We start from the raw sequence: 18,430 nt of genomic DNA, 5'->3' as shown, positions 1-18,430 counted from the left end.
TCCACACCATGCACTCCTTCCTCGCCACCACCCCAGTCCCGCGTGATCTCCCTCTGCCGCTGCCAGTGCCAGAGTGGCTGCTCGTCGGCTGTCTCGTCATCTTTTTCCTCGTCCACATTCTCTTCGTCAATCTCATGGTCGGCGGCTCCATGCTCGTTGTCGTCCTGGAGTGGCTGGGGCTGAAGGACAGACGCTGGGATGCCCTGGCGCATGAGATCGCCCAGACCATAACGGTCAACAAAAGCCTCGCCGTCGTCATGGGCATCGGCCCCCTGCTCTGCATCAATCTGCTTTACACCATGCAGTGGTATTCCGCCAACGCCCTCACCGGCCACGCCTGGCTGCTCATTGTGCCCCTCGTCATCGCCGCCTTCCTGCTCACCTACCTGCACAAGTACACCTGGGACACATGGACCACCAGTGGCAGAAAGACGCTTCACCGGCTTGTCGGCATCACTGCCGCGCTGCTCTTCCTCTTCATCCCGCTCATCTTCCTTTCCAATGTGAACCTCATGCTGTTCCCCTCCGAGTGGGAGAAGGTGAAAGGCTTCCTCTCCAGCCTCAGCATCGGCAATGTGCTTCCTCGTTACCTGCATTTCATGGCCGCCAGCCTCGCCATGACCGGTCTCTTCCTTGCCGGATGGTTCGGCCGTGCAGGCTCCGACCTCACACATCTGAAAGGCTTCACACGCCCTGAGCTGCGCCGTTTCTTCTACAAAGTGTGCGCGCATGTCACACTCGCTCAGTTTGTGCTGGGGCCGCTGCTGCTCTTCACGCTGCCTTCCGTGGGTGTCACCGCTCAGGTTTATGTGATCATCTTCACCGGAGCGGCCCTCGGCCTGCTGACACTGCGGGTGCTCTTCGGCGAGCTGAAGCGAACGGATGCCACCATCGGCAGCCGCTACTGGCTCATTGTTTTCCTCTTCTCCTTCGTCGTGCTCGGCATGGGCAGCGGACGCCACGTCTACCGCGAGGCTGCCCTGGCCTCGCACAAGGCCGCGATCAAGGAGCACACACAAAGCTACCACACTGCACTGGAGGATTTTAACAAGGCGCATGCCGCCATGCCTCAGGCTGGCGAACTGAGTGCGGAGCAGCTCTTCATGAACTGCGCTGCCTGCCATGCGCCCAATGTCAGGCTCGTCGGTCCGCCCCTCACAGAGATTGCGCAGATTTATGCGGGCAATCCTGGCGGCATCGTCACCTGGGCGAAAGCTCCCGGCAAAAAACGCCCCGAAATGCCCCAGATGCCCCCGATGGCCCATCTCGGTGAGTCCAGTCTTCTCAAGATCGCCAACCTGATGCTGCAGAAAGGTGCCGCCGCCAAGTGAGCTGCTCCCGCCCAGGCTGTGCAGCAGCAAAGTGCCGCGCCTGTTGGACAGACGGCCTGGCTGGCGCACTGTGGGGCATGCCCGCTCACGCTTCACATCCCTCTTTATCACAGCCGCGTTGGCAGCGCTGGCTGGGCTTGAGCGAAGTGTGGGCCGGTGGTGCCCTGAGCGCACGCGTGCTCGTGCTTCTGCGCTGGATGGCGGCTGCCGGCCAGGGGCTCACCCTGCTTATCGTCTCAGGCATGGGTGTGGAGGTGCCTTGGGCAGCCTGTGGAGGCGCGGTGCTTGTGACCCTCGTCACCAATGCCCTGCTCGAATGGTGGCTGCGGCAGATCGGCTGGCAGTTGAAGGAGGGTTTTTTTCACCTCGTCGTCTGGGATGCGCTCACGCTGACCTTTTTGCTGCACTGGACAGGCGGGCTGCAGAATCCCTTCGCTCTTTTTTACCTCGTTCAGCTCACACTGGCGGCGGTGGCGCTGCGGGCTTCGGCGGTCATCGGCCTCGGTCTGCTCACCACGCTGGCCTGCGCATGGCTCTGGTGGAAGGCGGTGCCTCTTCACATGGCGGATGGCTCGCATGTGCCCGAAACACTGCTCACACAGGGCATCTTCGTGGCCCTGGTGCTCGCCGGCGGCTTTGTCCTCGCTCTGCTGCTCGCCCTGCGGCGGCGCTCCCACCGGCTGCAGCGGGAGCGGGAGCGCCTGCGCGCAGAGCTGGACTCCCGCGAGCGCTTTCTCTCCGTGGCTGCCCTGGCCACCGGCTTTGCCCATGAGTTGAGCACGCCGCTGGGCACCATCGCACTAGCAGCGGAGGAAATGCGCGCCCACCCGGATGCCGCCACCGCGGCCGTCATCGCCCATGAGACCACCCGCTGCCAGCAGGTGCTCCAGCGTCTGCGCGAGCTCGGGCAGGAGGCCACAGGACTCTCCGCCGCCCCCTGTGCGGTCAGCCAGGTCGTTGAAACCGCGTTGAACGAGTTGCCGCAGGCCCAGCGCTCTCGGGTGCAGGTCAGCCTGAGAGCCACCGGCAGCCTGGTCGCCTGCGCCGGCCTGCGTGAGGCCCTGCTCGTGCTCCTGCGCAACGCGCTGCTCGCCTCCGCAGACGCAGACACCGTCAGTCTGATCGTCTATGAGCAGGCGGCGCAGCTCCGCTTCATGGTCGAAGACCGCGGTGCCGGTTTCAGCCCCGAAATGCTCCGCCACTGGGGCGAGCCCTTCCGAACCTCGCGCGATCCCGGCATCGGCATGGGCCTCGGTTTGTTCTTCGTCCGCAGGCTCGCCGCTTCCATGCATGGCAGCGTGGAGGTGGCAAACCAGCCCGAAGGCGGCGCGCGCGTCACGCTGCTGCTGCCCCGCCATTCCCCCCAAGCCCCGGCCGCCTCATGAATGTGCTCCTCATCGAAGACGACGAAAGCTTCCGCACCACGCTGGCACTGGCTTTGAAACGCCGTGGCTGCGACGTGCTGCAGGCATCAGGCAGGCACCAGGCCCTGGACCACGCAGACACTGGCCACATTGACGGTATCGTCCTCGACATGCGTCTTGGTTCTCTCGATGGCATGAGCCTCATCCCCCTCCTGCGGCAAAGGCTGCCCCACGTGCGGCTCATCGTGCTTACCGGCTACGGCAGCATCCCCGGCGCGCTCGAAGCCGTGCGCACCGGCGCGGACGACTATCTCTTGAAACCCGCCAGCGCCGACCAGGTGCTCGCAGCTTTGCAGGGCCGCTCGGCCTCCCCGTCACGCCCCTCCGCCGCCGACGTGCCCAGCCTGGCTCGCCTCGAATGGGAGCACATCCAGCGTGTCTTGCACGACTGCTCCGGCAACATCTCCCATGCCGCAGAAGCCCTCGGCATCGACCGCCGCACCCTCCAGCGCAAGCTCGGCAAAATGCCGCCGGAGGAGTGAACTCCCCCCCAAAAGGCGAAGGCGCCGGGATCTCTCCCGACGCCTTCATGTGGATCAGCCCTCATAAGCCGGATTCTGTTTCCACACGCCTTGCGACGCGCGGTCATGATCATTTATCTGTCAGGCTGGAGGACCAGCCCGCCCCTGCTTGCGCAGTGGTGCGACTATTACCCGGAGCTATCCATCCCTTTCGGGACTTGCGGCCAGGCGGGCCGTTTCTCCTGTTCTGTCTTGCACCGCATGAGGTTTGTCGTGCCCCCTTCCTCGCGGTCGGGGCGGTGGGCTCTTACCCCGCCTTTTCACCCTTGCCCTCGCTTTCGCTCAGGCGGTTTGTTTTCTGTGACACTGTCTGTGACTGCGGCTTGCACCGCAGCCCCCACGCTTTCACGTGGCATGCTGCCCTGTGGTGTCCGGACTTTCCTCCAGCGCCCTGCCTTGCAGCAAAACACCAGCGATCACTCCGGCCGACCCGCCGTCAGAGTAAAGGCTCCTGCTAAAAGGGCAAGCCGGGCCGCATGGAAAGATGACGCGAAACTTTCCCGCCCCTCCCTCTGTTTAACCCCCAAATCCACCCCACCCGCCATGAAAGCACTCTCCGCCTTCCTGCTCGCCATCACCGCATTTACCTCTCTGACCCAGGCCGAAGACGCCCCTGAACAGCGTCCCGGCACAGCAGGCGCAGGAAACGGAGAAGGCAGGGGAAAGATCCGGGAAATGCTGGTGCAAAAATTTGATGCCAATAAAAACGGCACGCTGGACCCGGACGAAAAAGCTGCGGCCATGAAAGCCATGCAGGAGCGCAAAGGTGGTGGCCCCGGAACCAAAGGCGCCCCAGGCAAAGGCCCCATGCAGGAGGTGATTTTGCAACGCTTCGACGCCAATAAAAACGGCGTCCTCGACCCCGATGAAAAAGCCGCCGCCATGAAGGCCATGCAGGAGCGCAAAGGCAAATCAGGAAGCCCTTCATTCACTCCCGGTGCCCCTTCAGAAACCGGCAGCAAATTCCGTCGCCCACCAGAAGCCCCCAAAGAAGGCGACGCTGCCAAGTGATCGGCCGCCACTCTCACTCTTCTGCGCTCTTCTTGCCTCTCGGAGCCTCCGGCAGCGGCACGCCACGCTGCTTTGCTTCCCACTCCGCATACCCCTTCTTGCTGCGGTTCCCGAGGTACTTGTAGGTGTCAAAGATGGCCTCATTGCCCAGCACGCGCGGGTCCTTTTCCTCTTTGAGCATCGCTTCCAGCTTCGCCCTCAGTTCCTGCTTCTTCGCGGCATGCTGCGGATCCTTGGCCAGGTTCTTCAGACACTCAGGGTCTTTGGCCATATCGTAGAGTTCCTCCTCCGGCCGGTAGTTGAAGGCCAGATCAAAGAAGAGTCCCTTGTTGTCCACGATCCACGACTTCGTGGGGCCGTCGTCAACATTGCCGTAGCCCGTTTCAGGATTGCAGGCGGGCCAGCGCTCCGGATGGTAGTTGTGGCTGTAGAAAAACTCAGGCGTGCGTATCGCGCGCACAGGATAGCCCCAGTCGTTTGGCCGCCCCAGATCATGCCTCTCCTTGCCCGCCAGCATGACCTTGCGGTCTTCCACAAAGCCGCTCTTCTCACTGCGCAGGATGTTCACCAGGCTGCTGCCGCTCATCTGCTCATGCTTCGGCAGCCCGGCCAGTTCGAGGTAGGTCGGCGCGAGATCCCGCACATTGATGAAATCCTCCACCACGCGCCCGGCCTTGATCCCCTTCCCCCAGCGCATCGCCAGCGGCAGGTGGTAGCCGTCCTCATAGATCTGTCCCTTCACGCGCGGAAACGGCATGCCATGATCCGAGGTCACAATCACCAGCGTGTCCTCCAGCAGCCCTGACTTTTCCAGCAGACCCAGTGCCTGCCCGATCTGCCTGTCCCCCCACTCCACCTCGATCGCGTAGTCCGCCAGATCCCCGCGCACCGTTTCGTTGTCAGGCAGGTAACCAGGCACTTTCACCTCCTCCAGTTTCTTGCCCAACCTCACCCCGGAGTCGAGTTCGTAGCTGCGGTGCGGCTCCTTGAAGCCCATCCAAAAGCAGAAAGGCTGCGCCTTGTCACGCTGCGCCAGGAAGGCCTCAAAATTGCGCGGATAATCCGTGGTGGCGATCCCCCTGGTCGGCGGCTTCTGGGTGAACTGATCAAACGCCGGCCCCGCAGGATTGCGCGTGCGGCCCTCCAGTTTGAACTCGCCCGGCCCCCAGCCCTTGCCCGTAAGCCCCACGCTGTAGCCACCCTTCTCCAGCAGGTCCGGATACACCGCAAACTTCGGCGGGAAAAGACCGCCATGGCACACCGCCTCCTCAAGCTGCCAGGAATTGCGCCCGGTGAGGATCGTGGCCCGGCACGGACTGCACTTCGGGTTGGACGTGAAGGCATTCTTGAACAGCACACCTTCCTTCGCCACCCGGTCAAAGTTCGGCGTCTTCACCCACTCGCAGCCATACGCACCTGCATGCTGCCAGCCCCAGTCATCAAAGATGATGAAGAGAATGTTCGGACGTGGCGCATCCGCAGCACGAATGCCGACAGCGAAGACAAGAGCCGCAAGGACGGCCAGATGGAATTTCATGCGCCGTGAAACGCATGAGAAATCCTCAACTTGCAGCCGCTTCTTCCACACTCACACACGTGCACACCAGATGGCGGTCCCCGTACACATTGTCGATGCGTGAAACGGGCGGCCAGTACTTCGACTCCTGCACCCACGGCAGCGGGAAGGCGGCGGCCTCTCGTGTATAGGCGTGCGGCCAGTCGCTCTTCATCACCGCAGCGGCGGTGTGTGGCGCCTGCTTGAGCGTGTTGTCCGTGGGGTGGCACTTGCTGCTCTCCACTCCGGCCATCTCCGCGTGAATGCACTGCATCGCCTCGCAAAAGCGGTCGATCTCTGCCTTGCTCTCGCTCTCCGTGGGCTCGATCATCAGCGTGCCCGCCACGGGCCAGCTCATCGTTGGCGCATGGTAGCCGAAGTCCATCAGCCGCTTGGCCACATCCTCCACCGTCACCTTGTGGAAATGGCTGAAGTCCAGGATGCACTCGTGCGCCACCAATCCTTTCGCCCCCTTGTAAAGCGTGGGGAAGTTCATCTCCAGTTTCTTGGCGATGTAGTTCGCATTCAGAATGGCGTACTTTGTCGCATCCACAAGACGCGGCCCCATCATGGCGATGTACATCCACGAAATGGTGCAGATGCTGGCGCTGCCCCAGGGGGCCGAGCACACCGCACCTTCACGCCGGTCCGCCTGCCACGTGTGGTGTCCCGGCAGGTGCGGCCGCAGATGCGCCGCCACAGCAATCGGCCCCACTCCCGGTCCTCCGCCCCCGTGCGGGATGCAGAAAGTCTTGTGCAAATTCAGGTGGCACACATCCGCACCGATGCGCCCCGGAGAGGTCAGCCCCACCTGCGCGTTCATGTTCGCACCGTCCATGTACACCTGCCCGCCATGCTCGTGCACCAGCTGGCAGATCTCGATGATCGACTCCTCAAACACGCCGTGCGTGGAGGGGTAGGTCACCATCAGCGCGGCCACCTTCTCTTTGTGCGCCTCCACTTTGGCCTTCAGGTCTTCCACGGAGATGTTTCCCTGGTTGTCACACGTCACGGGCACCACCTTGAATCCGCACATCACGGCGCTGGCGGGATTGGTGCCGTGCGCGGAGGTCGGGATCAGGCACACGTCACGGTGCTCCTCGCCACGCGCGGCATGGAAGCGCTTGATCGCCAGCAGCCCTGCATATTCGCCCTGAGACCCAGCATTTGGCTGCAAAGACACCGCATCAAAACCCGTGCATTCAGCCAGCCATGCCTCCAGGTCTCCAAACATCGAGTGGTATCCCTCCGTCTGGTCCGGCGGCGCAAAGGGGTGCAGGCCGTTCACCTCCGGCCAGCTCAGCGGCATCATCTCCGCCGCCGCGTTCAGCTTCATCGTGCAGCTACCCAGCGGGATCATGCTGCGGTTCAGCGCGATGTCCTTCGTCTCCAGACGGTGCAGGTAGCGCATCATCTCCGTCTCAGAGTGGTAGGAGTTGAACACCGGATGAGTCAGAAACACAGACATGCGGTGGTGGCGTGCAGAACAGTGCAGCGGACTGTCCCCGTCCAGCACCGGAGGCTGCTGCGCCTTGGAAATGCCAAAGGCCGTCAGCAGGTTCAGCAGTTCCTCTTCCGTCACGCGTTCATCCAGAGCCACCCCCACAGCGGTCGCATCGATCTTGCGCAGGTTGATGCCAAAGATCAGCGCACGCTTGAGCAGGTCATCCGCGTTGGGCACCCGCACGCTCAGCGTGTCAAAAAAATCGTCGCTCAGCACATCCAACCCCGCGCGCAGCAGTTCGCCGGCCAGCCATACCGCAGCACCATGCACCCGGCGCGCAATGGCCCGCAGCCCCTGCGGCCCATGATAAACCGCATACATGGAGGCCATCACCGCCAGCAGCACCTGCGCCGTGCAGATGTTGCTGGTCGCCTTTTCACGGCGGATGTGCTGCTCACGCGTCTGCAGCGAAAGACGGTAGGCTGCCCTGCCAGAGGCATCTTTGGAAACACCGATCAGTCTCCCCGGCAGCCGGCGCTTCAGCGCATCCTTCACCGCCATGAAAGCCGCATGCGGCCCGCCAAAACCCAGCGGCACCCCAAAGCGCTGGCTGTTGCCCACGCAGATGTCCGCCCCAAATTCCCCCGGTGGCCTCAGCACCGTGAGAGCCAGCAGGTCTGCGCTCACGACGAGCAAAGCACCCGCCTCATGCACCTCAGCCGCCAGTCCGGCAAAATCATGAATGACCCCCAGCGTGTCCGGGTACTGCACCAGCACGGCAGCCAGTCCCTTCGTGCCATCGTGCTGCCATTTCAGCACATCCCCCACCTCCACCCGGATGCCCAGGGCATCCATGCGCGTGCGCACCACCTCGATGCTGTGCGGATGACACTGGTCAGACACAAACACCCGCGAAGCCCCCGGCACCTGCGCCACCGCCAGCCCCAGTGCCTCGGCGCACGCCGTGCCTTCGTCCAGCAGCGAGGCATTGGCCACATCCAGCGCCGTCAGGTCACGGATCATCGTCTGGAAATTGATCAGCGCCTCCAGCCGCCCCTGCGCGATCTCAGCCTGATACGGCGTGTAAGCCGTGTACCAGCCGGGATTTTCAAGGATGTTCCTCTGGATGACCGGCGGCGTGAAAGTGTCATGATACCCCAGCCCGATGAACGAGCGCATGACCTTGTTCAGCCCCATGATCTGCCTCATGCGGCGCAGCGCCTGCTCCTCGCTCAGCGGTGGTGCCAAGTTCAGCGGCTCACGCACCCGGATGCCCTCCGGCACCACCTGATCTATCAGGTCATCCAGCGTGTTGAAACCAAGTGTTTGCAGCATGCTCTCCGCCTCGGCGGCAGAGGGACCTATGTGACGGCGGGAGAATTGGGTGGGCATCGAAATCGGGGCGGATTTTGGATGCCGCCAAGCTACCTAGCCAGAGCCCGGTGTCACTTGCCAAACAGCGCCCAGAACTTTTTCTCGGAATCTTTTTGCTTGCCCTTGGCCTCCCGCAAAAACGGCGCCAGCGACGCCAGGTTCAGAATCCAGTGGTTGAGGAAGTTGAGCGGCGCACGCAACGGGCGCTCGAAATCCACAAACAGCACCACCCGGTAGCCATCCGTGTCATTCCAGACTTCATGGTTGTAGGTGTCGTCAAAAATGACAGCCTTGCCTTCCTGCCACGAATAAACCTGGTCAGCGATCCGGATGCGGCACTGATGCCGTGGCTCTGGCACCAGCAGTCCCAGATGCATTCGCAACACACCCGCCCACGGTCCGCGATGCTCGGGTATATGCTTCTTGGGGGAAAGAATCGAGAAAAAGCCCGTCGTGCAGCCCGGGATCTTGGCCAGCACCTTCATGGTTTCCGGGCAGTGGCGGGCGTTTTCCTCACAGTCCATGCCCACTCCTTTGAGGAAGAAGGTCTTCCACTGGTCATCTCCCTGGATCATGCCCACTTCCTTCACGATCTCCTGAAAGCTCGGCATCGCATCACGGTATTTCATCACCGCATCGAGTTCCTCCCTCACCTTTTGCCAGTCCGCCTCGACATCCTTCACCCATGGAAAATGCCGGGAGTCATAGATCGGCGGATCGCCCTGGATGGAGCAGTGCGCGATGACCGCCTCCACCACGTCCTGCAGCCAGTTGGTAAACTTCTCCACCAGTCCCTTGGCGGGAAAGGTGCGGTGGCGGCGGTGATAGGCGTCTATCGGCTTGAGTTGAAATCCGGCCGGGACAGTGGCAACAGAAGAGGGGGATGCTTCAGGAGGCATGGGCGAAAGTCCGGCACGAGTAACGAATTTGTCACTCAGTGCAGCCAAAAAATGAGTGGATAAATGCGCAAAAATTGCGCCCGGCTCAGGCGATGTGCTGCCCATAGGCGGCAGCATCCATCAGCCCCTCAAATTCCGCCGCATTGGACGCCTTGATTTTAAAGATCCAGCCTCCCGCATATGGCTCACGGTTGATGAGCCCCGGGTCGCCGCTGAGAGCCTCATTGATGGCCACAATCTCACCCGCCACGGGGGCATAGATGTCACTCGCCGCTTTGACAGACTCAATCACACACACCTGCTGGCCTGCGCTCACCTGGGTGCCCACCTTGGGAGGGTCCACAAAGACCACATCCGTCAGTTCCGCCTGCGCATGATCAGTGATCCCGACCGGAGACGGGCTTTGCGTGGGATCGACCCATTCATGGGAATCGCGGTAGCGGAGGTTGTCAGGAATTTGGCTCATGGGAAATGTCTGTTGGGAGTTCAGGCTGATGGCTTGCGATAGAACGGCTTCCTCACCACCTCCGCCGGAAAACGCCGCCCGCGGATCTCGATTTCCAGGCTGCTCCCGCTCGTGGCGGCGCTCAGCGGCACATAAGCCATGCCGATGCCAGCCCCGAGGCTGGGAGACTGGGTGCCGCTGCACACCTCACCGATGACCTGCCCTCCATACACCACGGGGTAGTGCGGTCTCGGAGGCGGCGCAGCGCCTGTCATGCGAAAGGCAGCCAGCTTGTCAGGCAGCCCGGCGGCCTTCTGCGCCACGAGCGCCTCGCGGCCATGGAAGTCCCCCTTCTCAAAATCCACAAAAAAGCCGAGCCCCGCCTGCAACGGCGTGCGCTCCTCGGAAAGATCGTTGCCATTGAGAGGGTAGCCCATCTCAAGACGCAGCGTGTCACGGGCCCCCAGTCCGCAGGGCATTCCCCCGGCGGCCTTCACCGCAGCCACGATCTTGCGAAACCACGCCTCCGCAGTCTCCAGAGGCATGAAAAACTCAAAGCCTTCCTCCCCTGTGTAGCCCGTGCCGCAGAGCCACATAGGCCCTTGTTCAGTCATGCTGACGAGGATTGCGTTGTGCTCCGGATAAGCCGAGGCCCCACCAAAAACCGCCGCCGCCACTTCACGAGCCCTGGGTCCCTGGATGGCCAGACCGGCGGTGAAATCACTCGCGTTGGCCATCAGCACATCATCCTCTTTGGTGAGCAGGGACTCGAGGTGCGCCCAGTCCGCGTCAATCCTCGAAGCATTGACCACAAGATAAAACTCACGCTCGCTCGTGCGGTAGGCGATCAAGTCGTCGATCACGCCGCCGCGTCCGTTCAGCAGCAGGGTGTACTGGCCCTGCCCTGGCTGCAGTTTGGCGACATTGTTGGTCAGCACACGGTTCAAAAAAACCTCTGCACCCGGGCCGCTCACGATGAACTGCCCCATGTGCGAGATGTCAAAGACTCCCACGCTCTGCCTCACGGCCTTGTGCTCGTCCACGATCCCCGTGTACTGCACCGGCATGTCCCAGCCGGCAAACGGCACCATGCGCGCACCCATCTCCACATGCACGGCATGCAAGGGGGTGCGGCGGAGGGAGTCAGAAGAGGACACGGTGAGACCTCATGTTGTGAAGCATGGGCGTTTTGTCAATTCTCACACTGTTTTGAGCCAATTTCTGAATGCCAATCTCATTTGCAGCCCCTTGCATCCGCTCCATACTCCCCATTCCCCAACGCCCCAGTTAAAAAGCCCCATCATGGCAGCCCCTTTCCTCACCCAGGACTTTCACATCCGCTGGTCCACTCTCACCCCTGAACACATCGAAGCCGACATCCGCGCCGCCCTTGAGAAGGCGCAGGCAAACCTGGATGCCGTGATCAGCCAGGACCGCGGCAAAATGAACTTTGATTCCGTCGTTCTAGGCCTGGATGAGTGCACCCGTGAGCTCAATGAGGCTTGGGGGCTCGTCACCCACCTCGACTCTCTCTGCAACTCCCCCGCTCTGCGTGAGGCCCACAACAGGATGCTCTCAGAGGTCAGCTCCTTCTTTGCCAAGATCCCCCTCAACGAGCATCTCTGGGATCTCTTCGTCACCTACAGCAAGACCGACGAGGCACGCCAGCTCCCCCCCGTGCGCAAACGCGCTCTGCAGGAGTCCATGGAAGGATTCATCGAGGCGGGCGCCGATCTTCCCCCGGACAAAAAAAAGCGTGTGGAAGAAATCGAGTCCGAACTCTCCAAACACACTCAGAAGTATTCCGAAAACGTCCTCGACTCCACAAACAAGTGGGAGTTGCTCATTGAAGACGTTGACCGCCTCAAAGGACTGCCTCAGACCGCCATCGAAGCCGCCAGGTCAGACGCCCTGTCCAAAAACCTCGGCACGCCTGAAAAGCCAGTTTACCGCTTCACCCTGAAGGCGCCTTCCATGATCCCCGTCATGGAATACCTCGAAGACGAAGGCATCCGCAGGCAGGTCTGGGAAGGCTCCTGCAGCATCGGCCGCGGTGGCGAACACGACAACACCGATCTCGTCTGGAAGATCCTCCGCCTGCGCCACGAAAAAGCCCAGATCATGGGCAAGGCCAATTTTGCCGACCACATCCTGGCCCACCGCATGGCCAAAAACGGCCAGAGCGCCCTCCGCTTCATCACGGACCTCTACGAACGCGTGCATGAGGCTTTCCAGCGCGAAACCATCGAACTCCAGGAGTTCCGCGCCGACAACGCCCATCAGGCCGTCGATCTGTTCGAGCCTTGGGAAGTCTCCTTCTGGAGCGAACGCCAGCGCAAATCGAAATACGATTTCGATGAAGAGGAGCTCAGGCCCTTCTTCCCCATCGACAAGGTTCTCAGCGGCATGTTCCAGCTCGCGGAGAAAGTCTTCGACCTGCGCATCACCAGCCGCGAAGTCGTTTACGTCGAGCCAGGCAAGGACGCTCCTGCCAATGTCAGCTCCCAGCCCGGCAAAGCAGGCCCTGTGGAGGTCTGGCACCCCGAGGTGAAATTCTACGAAGTGCGCAATGAAAAGGGCGTCCACATCGGCTCCTTCTATGCCGACTGGCACCCGCGCGACTCCAAACGCGGCGGCGCCTGGATGAACTACCTGCGCATGGGCGTGCCCCCCAGCGGCGAACGTGACCGCCGCCTCCACCTCGGCCTCATCTGCGGAAACATGACCCCGCCCGTGGACGGCAAGCCTGCACTGCTCACTCATGATGAAGTCACCACCGTCTTCCATGAATTCGGCCACCTTCTGCACCAGCTCTGCGGCAATGTGGACATCCCCTCCCTCAACGGAGTCAGCGTTTACTGGGACTTCGTGGAGCTGCCCTCTCAGCTCATGGAAAACTTCTGCTGGGAACGCGAGAGCCTCGACCTCTTCGCGCGCCACCATGAAACGGGCGAAACCATCCCCGCACGTCTCTTCAAAAAGCTAATCGCCGCCAAGAACTACCGCAGCGCCAGCGACATCATGCGCCAGCTCGCCTTCGGCAAGCTCGACCTCGAGCTGCACATGCACCACGCCACCGATGAAGGTGCAGATCTCGACAAGCTCGCACGCTCCATCCTCAAAGGCTACCTCATGCAGCTCAAGACCGAGCAGCCCACCATGGCACGCCGCTTCGGCCACCTCTTCAGCAGCCCTGTAGGCTACGCCGCCGGCTACTACAGCTACAAATGGGCCGAAGTGCTCGACGCCGACGCCTTCACCCGCTTCCAGCAGGAAGGCGTGCTCAACCCCGCCGTCGGCCGCGAATTCCGCGACACCATCCTCAGCAAGGGCAACTCCGAAGACCCCGCCAAGCTCTTCCACGACTTCATGGGCCGCGACCCCGACGCCATGGCTCTCCTCGTCCGCGCAGGCTTGGCTTAGGTGGCGGCGTGAGACGCCCGCAGGAACGTAGGATGGGTGTGGCGACAGCCCGCCCGTCCATCAGCGTGTCATAATACCCCGTCACTCGATACCCCTTGAGCGTGACCGCACTCTAAAACAGCGCTCGGGCACTCGCGCGACACAGTCTCATGCCCTGCTCCTGCCCCGATACGCCACCGCAAAGAACACACACACCGCCGCCGTCAGCGCCGTCTCCCCCCACCAGAAGAGGCGCCAGTTCGTCGTTATTCCTTTCGTACACGCCTCGAACCACCAGCCGCCGCCGAGATACCCCAGCAGGTTGCCCACCCCGCTCATCAGCATGGCCAGCAGCGCCTGCGCACGCACCCGCCATTTCGGGTCGATGCGCTCCTCCAGATAAATCTGCGTGGTGATGAAATAGAGCGTGTACGCAAACCCGTGCAGAAAGGTTCCCAGCATCACACTGGCCAGCGTGTCGATCGTATTTAGGGAGTAGCGCACGACACAAATGGCGATGCCCGAGAGGAACACCCACTTAAGCCGGAAACGCGCCATCACTCCCGACAGCACCAGCATGACCAGCACCTCGGTCGTCTGCCCCAGCGATATGACTGCGGAGATGTTCTGCACGCCCAGATCATGCAGCTGGCGCGAAGTGTAGGGATAAAACGCCGCCAGCGGGATGCAGTACAAAGCAGCCGTGATGAAAACCACGCGATGATCACGGTGGATGAGCAGCCCGAGAGCATCCAGTCCGAGGATCTGTTTCCAGGTGCGGTGCTGCACGACTTCACCCGGGGGAATCATCGGCAGCCGCCAGGTCAGGCTCATCACCACCAGCCACAGCCCCGCAGCGGTGACACCTGCCACCAGCGAGGCATCCGCCCGCAGCACAAAACTCACCGTCCAGCAGCCCACCATCCAGCCCCCCGTGGCCCAGGCCCGCAGCGGCCCGAACTGCATCTTGGCATCATGCAGCTGGGAAAAGACAATGCTGCTGGTCACACTCCAGGCCGGCAAAGCCACCAGAGCCAGCATCTGCGCACAGATCAACACCGCCGCATCGCTCCAGCCCCATGCCAATGAGCCACATGTCAGCAGCAGGGCCAGGCTGGTGGCCGCCGTCAGCCAGCGCAGCAGCAGGACCGGCGAATGCTTCTGATCCGCCAGCGCCCCCACAAACAGAGGCGAAATGAATGCAGCGGTCGCAGTCGTGGCAAACACCCACGGCACCAGATGCCCGCGCCCATGCGCATTGAAGACGTTTGCCAGCGGCACACTCCACATCCCCATCGGCATTGCCGTGCAGAAAAACAGCGTTGCCAGCGATTTGCGGCTGGCCTTGGCATCCGGTGCGGGGTTGGACATCGTTGTTAATTTTTGAAATAAGCCGGGAGCCCGCAAACTCCAACAACGAGTCTGTAAAAAGCGAAGGTTGCGCCCCCCGCCCGCCTTTCCATCTTCCGCGACCTTTCTCCCACCACTACCACCACCTTTCACATGGAAAACGTCATCATCATCGGCACCGGCTGCGCCGGCTATACCGCAGCCATCTACACCGGCCGCGCCAACCTCAAGCCCCTCATCCTCTCAGGCAACATGCCCGGCGGCCAGCTCACCACCACCACTGAAGTTGAGAACTTCCCCGGCTTCCCCAATGGCATCATGGGCCCGGAGCTGATGATGAACATGCAGACCCAGGCCGAAAAATTCGGTGCACGCATCGAGTACACCCTCGTCAGCAGCGTCAAAAAGACCGCTGCAGGCCACTTCGAAGTCCACACCGAAGGCGGCACCGTCTATGAGGCACGCACCGTCATCGTCGCCACCGGCGCCTCCCCCAAGCACCTCGGCCTGCCCAACGAGAAAAGCCTCATCGGCAAGGGGCTGACCAGCTGCGCCACCTGCGACGGCGCCTTCTACCGCAACGTCCCCGTCTGCGTGGTGGGCGGCGGCGACAGCGCCTGCGAGGAGGCCGGCTTCCTCACCAAATTCGCCAGCACCGTCTATCTCATCCATCGCCGTGACGAACTGCGCGCCTCCAAGATCATGGCAGACCGCGCCCTCGCCAATCCCAAGATCAAGCCCGTCTGGAACTCCACCATCAGCGAATACCTCACCGATGAGAAGGGTGAGATGCGCGCCGTCACCCTCGAAAACCTCGTCACCGGCGAGAAGAGCGAGCTCGAGCTCAAGTGCGTCTTCGTCGCCATCGGCCACGTGCCCAACGCCCAGTTCCTCGGAGACCTCGTGGACACTGACGAAGGCGGTTACATCCTCCAGACCGAAGGCACCCGCACCAAAACAGAGGGCCTCTTCGCCGCAGGCGACGTCGCCGACCACGTCTATCGCCAGGCCATCACCGCCGCAGGTCAGGGCTGTGCCGCCGCCCTCGAAGCCGAACGCTACCTCGCCGACCACGGCGTGCATTGATGCGGACGTGGGATGGGCGTGGCGCAAGCCCGCCCGTCTCTCAACGTATGGCAAACACCACTCTACACGAGCGTCACAGCCGGAATGCTCACTCCGTGAACAACACCCGGTGAATCGGCGCCGGGTACGGCACGTCCGGCCCCTTCGCCTCCGTCCAGAGAATGCGGTTCAGCTCATCCTCCGGAGCTTCATCGAACTCATCAAAATCCATCATCGCACTGGCCTTCGCTCCAGGCGATGCCGGCGTGTTCTTGGCCAGCAGGTCCACCTTGGGCTGCCGTGCGCGGTACTCCCTCATCACAGGCTCATTCGTAAAGCAGCGGAACATCGGTGTCGCCCCCGCGTCATACTGCGTCATCGGCGGCAGGCCCAGAATCAGCTCCATCGTGCGGATCATGCTCGCCGTGGTGTAGAGCGTGTGGTCCAGGCTTCGCGGCTTCACCCACGGGCTGATCACGGAGCCGATCGTGCGATGCGCATCCACATGGTCAGGCCCGTTCTGCGCATCGTCTTCGATCACGAAAATCGCCATCTGCTTCCAGAACTTCGACTTGGTGGCCGCTTCGACGATCTTGCCAAAAGCCAGATCATTGCTGCCCACGCAGGCCGCAGGCGTATGTGCGCCTGGCGTGGTTCCCTTGGTGTGGTTTTCCCCCAGTGCCATGATGGTGAAGCGTGGCAGCTCCCCGGTCTTTTCCGCCTCATGCAGGTCGTTGATCCAGTTCTGGCATTTGTCCATGTCCCGCGTTTCGCTCCATTTCCCGCGGTTGACACTTGGCACGCGCTGCGCGCCTTCGCCATACGTCTTGAAGCTGATCCCTGCACGCCTGCACTGGTCCCACAGATAGCCCGCCGTGGGTGTTTCGAGCTCGTCATTCCCCGGCAGCTTGTCCTTGCGGGAGGAGTAGCTCTGCGTCCATGAGCGCTGGTTCCAGTCCGTGGCCATCGCCGCATCGCACCAGCTGTGTCCGTCCACGCTCACCTCCCCGTTGCAGTACAGATTGTCCAGCAGCACGTAGTCACGCGAGAGCTGGTGCTGATTCGGCGTCACATCCTCGCCGTACAGCGTGATGCTCGGATCGCCGTTGCCCATCGGCCTGCCCTTGGCGTCCTTCATGTCTCCCAGCACCTGGTCATAGGTGCGGTTTTCCTTGATGATGTAGAGCACGTACTTGATCGGGCAGGGCTCGCCCACCTTGGCAGGGATCACGCAGTCGTTCGGCTTCTGTGCCGTGCGCAGCATCTCCGGCTTGTAGGGCGAGTTCTTTCTTACCTGTGCCGTGTAGGCGGTCATCTGCGTGTCATCCGGCTTGGCAATGAAGCTCACGCTGCCATCCAGGGTGCGCCCGGGGTGGATGGCCTTCTGCTTTTCCCCCGCTTTGAGCTCGCCGTCCTTGCTGGGGTCCGGCATGGCGGTGATGCCCTTGCCATTGCCCACCAGAAGCGTGCCTCCATCGCTGCTGACAGCTAGGGAGGTGGGGTGCCACCCCACCGGGATGAAGCCCTCCACCGCGCTGATCTTTTCCGCATACTTCTCGCCGGGCTCGGAGACAGATTCACCGATGTTCACCACCATCACGCAGTTGTTGTCCGCATTCGCCACAAACAGCGTCTTCCCATCCGGAGAAACCGCCAGCGCATCCGGCGTGCTGCCTTCGGGCGACTGCGGGTAGAGCGAAGTCGAAATAATCTCGCGCGTACCGTCCCACAGCCGGCGGGAGGAGTCGGCGTCCTCGCCCTTCTTCTCCAGCGTGCGCGTCTGGATCACATGCACCGTGTTGTCTCCAGCGCAGGCCACAAACAGCCGCCCGTCCGGAGCCAGCGCCATGTCATTCGGGCGCACTCCCACGCTGAGATCACGCAGCTTTTTGCCCTGCGTCGCATCCACGATCGACACGCTGCGCGCGCCCCAGTTGCTCACATACACATGCCGCTTGTCAGCGCCAAAGTGGCACGAGTGTGGGTGCAGCCCCACGTCCACCGTCTGCTCCACCGCCAGCGTCTCGCCATTCAGCACCCACAGCTCATGGTTGGCCTCGTTGCACACATACAGCCTGCCGTCTTCCGGATGCACGGCTATGCCCGCCACAAATTTGGGCTCGCCCTCTTTCGCCACCTTTACCGAGGTCAGCGGGGAAAACTCCCCGGCTTCATGCTTGAACACGTGCACCTCGCCCGAATTGCCGCCGCTCACAAACAGCCGCTTTCCCTCACGATCAAACGCCAGCCCGTTCCAGATGTGCGGAATGGGGATGAACTGAGTCTGCTTCTGCTCCGCCACGCTGAGCACCGCCAGCCCGGGGCTGTTGTACCCCGCGCACACGGCCACCGCCACCTTGCCGTCTGGGGAGAGGATCATCTTCAGCGGCATGTCTCCCGGCAGCGCCACATGACTGCCTGCAGGCGAGAGCTTCCACCCGTTGAAAAGCGTCCCGCTCCCGGACGGTTTGGAGGGCGTTTCGGCATGGATCAATGTGGCAAAGACAAGCGGAAGGAAAAGAACACGGCGCATTGGCAAAAAACGCCGGAAACCGGCCTTTTTCGCTTTTCTCCGCGACATCCCAGCCTCACTTCCCTCCAGCAGGGGT

The 18,430-nt window shown here is 62.1% G+C and carries 13 protein-coding genes and 1 other RNA gene; 6 read left to right on the top strand and 8 right to left on the bottom strand.

From position 1 onward, the window contains the following. The first annotated feature begins 8 nt into the window (after nt 1–8). The 3 genes from ACFQDI_RS00185 to ACFQDI_RS00175 all read left to right on the top strand — a co-directional run bounded on the left by ACFQDI_RS00185 (nt 9) and on the right by ACFQDI_RS00175 (nt 3,237). On the top strand, nt 9–1,331 hold the full coding sequence (locus ACFQDI_RS00185) for a c-type cytochrome (protein ID WP_377162161.1): 1,323 nt from the start codon (nt 9–11) through the stop codon (nt 1,329–1,331). 77 nt (nt 1,332–1,408) lie between these two features. Next, entirely contained in the window at nt 1,409–2,716 is a 1,308-nt protein-coding gene (locus ACFQDI_RS00180) for an ATP-binding protein (protein WP_377162159.1), read from the top strand. After that, a complete protein-coding gene (locus ACFQDI_RS00175; RefSeq protein ID WP_377162156.1) occupies nt 2,713–3,237 on the top strand; it encodes a response regulator transcription factor in 525 nt (174 codons plus the stop codon). Before ACFQDI_RS00180 ends, ACFQDI_RS00175 begins: the two co-directional genes overlap by 4 nt. A gap of 47 nt (nt 3,238–3,284) precedes the next feature. On the opposite strand, the gene rnpB is transcribed toward ACFQDI_RS00175, so the two are convergent. Beyond that, nucleotides 3,285–3,708, bottom strand: an RNA gene (rnpB, locus tag ACFQDI_RS00170) — RNase P RNA component class A. Between the two features lie 111 nt (nt 3,709–3,819). Here rnpB and ACFQDI_RS00165 point away from each other — a divergent pair. Next, entirely contained in the window at nt 3,820–4,287 is a 468-nt protein-coding gene (locus ACFQDI_RS00165) for an EF-hand domain-containing protein (protein WP_377162153.1), read from the top strand. 13 nt (nt 4,288–4,300) lie between these two features. On the opposite strand, the gene ACFQDI_RS00160 is transcribed toward ACFQDI_RS00165, so the two are convergent. The 5 genes from ACFQDI_RS00160 to gcvT form a co-directional block, all read right to left on the bottom strand. Continuing rightward, a complete protein-coding gene (locus ACFQDI_RS00160; RefSeq protein ID WP_377162150.1) occupies nt 4,301–5,824 on the bottom strand; it encodes a sulfatase family protein in 1,524 nt (507 codons plus the stop codon). A 25-nt stretch (nt 5,825–5,849) separates the two neighbouring features. Then, nucleotides 5,850–8,678: an aminomethyl-transferring glycine dehydrogenase gene (gcvP, locus tag ACFQDI_RS00155; RefSeq protein ID WP_377162147.1), complete on the bottom strand. Its 2,829-nt coding sequence runs from the start codon at nt 8,676–8,678 to the stop codon at nt 5,850–5,852. A gap of 53 nt (nt 8,679–8,731) precedes the next feature. Further along, nucleotides 8,732–9,559, bottom strand: a complete 828-nt coding sequence (locus ACFQDI_RS00150) for an aspartyl/asparaginyl beta-hydroxylase domain-containing protein (protein ID WP_377162144.1) — start codon at nt 9,557–9,559, stop codon at nt 8,732–8,734. An 85-nt stretch (nt 9,560–9,644) separates the two neighbouring features. Next, complete coding sequence (gene gcvH, locus ACFQDI_RS00145) at nt 9,645–10,025, bottom strand: glycine cleavage system protein GcvH (protein WP_377162141.1); 381 nt, start codon at nt 10,023–10,025, stop codon at nt 9,645–9,647. Nucleotides 10,026–10,045: 20 nt separating this feature from the next. Beyond that, the gene (gene gcvT / locus ACFQDI_RS00140; RefSeq protein ID WP_377162138.1) at nt 10,046–11,161 is read right to left on the bottom strand and encodes a glycine cleavage system aminomethyltransferase GcvT; all 1,116 of its coding nucleotides are present in this window, start codon (nt 11,159–11,161) and stop codon (nt 10,046–10,048) included. Between the two features lie 145 nt (nt 11,162–11,306). On the opposite strand from gcvT, the gene ACFQDI_RS00135 reads away from it, so the two are divergent. Further along, the gene (locus ACFQDI_RS00135; RefSeq protein ID WP_377162135.1) at nt 11,307–13,427 is read left to right on the top strand and encodes a M3 family metallopeptidase; all 2,121 of its coding nucleotides are present in this window, start codon (nt 11,307–11,309) and stop codon (nt 13,425–13,427) included. 147 nt (nt 13,428–13,574) lie between these two features. Here the strand turns inward: ACFQDI_RS00135 and ACFQDI_RS00130 are convergent, their stop codons facing one another. Further along, nucleotides 13,575–14,777, bottom strand: coding sequence for an MFS transporter (locus ACFQDI_RS00130; protein ID WP_377162132.1), 1,203 nt, complete (start codon nt 14,775–14,777; stop codon nt 13,575–13,577). Between the two features lie 132 nt (nt 14,778–14,909). Here ACFQDI_RS00130 and trxB point away from each other — a divergent pair, with 132 nt between their 5' ends. Next, nucleotides 14,910–15,842: a thioredoxin-disulfide reductase gene (gene trxB / locus ACFQDI_RS00125; RefSeq protein WP_377162129.1), complete on the top strand. Its 933-nt coding sequence runs from the start codon at nt 14,910–14,912 to the stop codon at nt 15,840–15,842. Between the two features lie 88 nt (nt 15,843–15,930). Here the strand turns inward: trxB and ACFQDI_RS00120 are convergent, their stop codons facing one another. Beyond that, a complete protein-coding gene (locus ACFQDI_RS00120; protein ID WP_377162126.1) occupies nt 15,931–18,354 on the bottom strand; it encodes a beta-propeller fold lactonase family protein in 2,424 nt (807 codons plus the stop codon). Between the last annotated feature and the right edge of the window lie 76 nt (nt 18,355–18,430).

This window comes from Prosthecobacter fluviatilis (genome assembly GCF_042655725.1).
Taxonomy (GTDB): Bacteria; Verrucomicrobiota; Verrucomicrobiia; order Verrucomicrobiales; family Verrucomicrobiaceae; genus Prosthecobacter; species Prosthecobacter fluviatilis.
The sequence above is the reverse complement of the archived record's forward strand: the minus strand, read 5'-3'. Positions and strand labels throughout refer to the sequence as shown.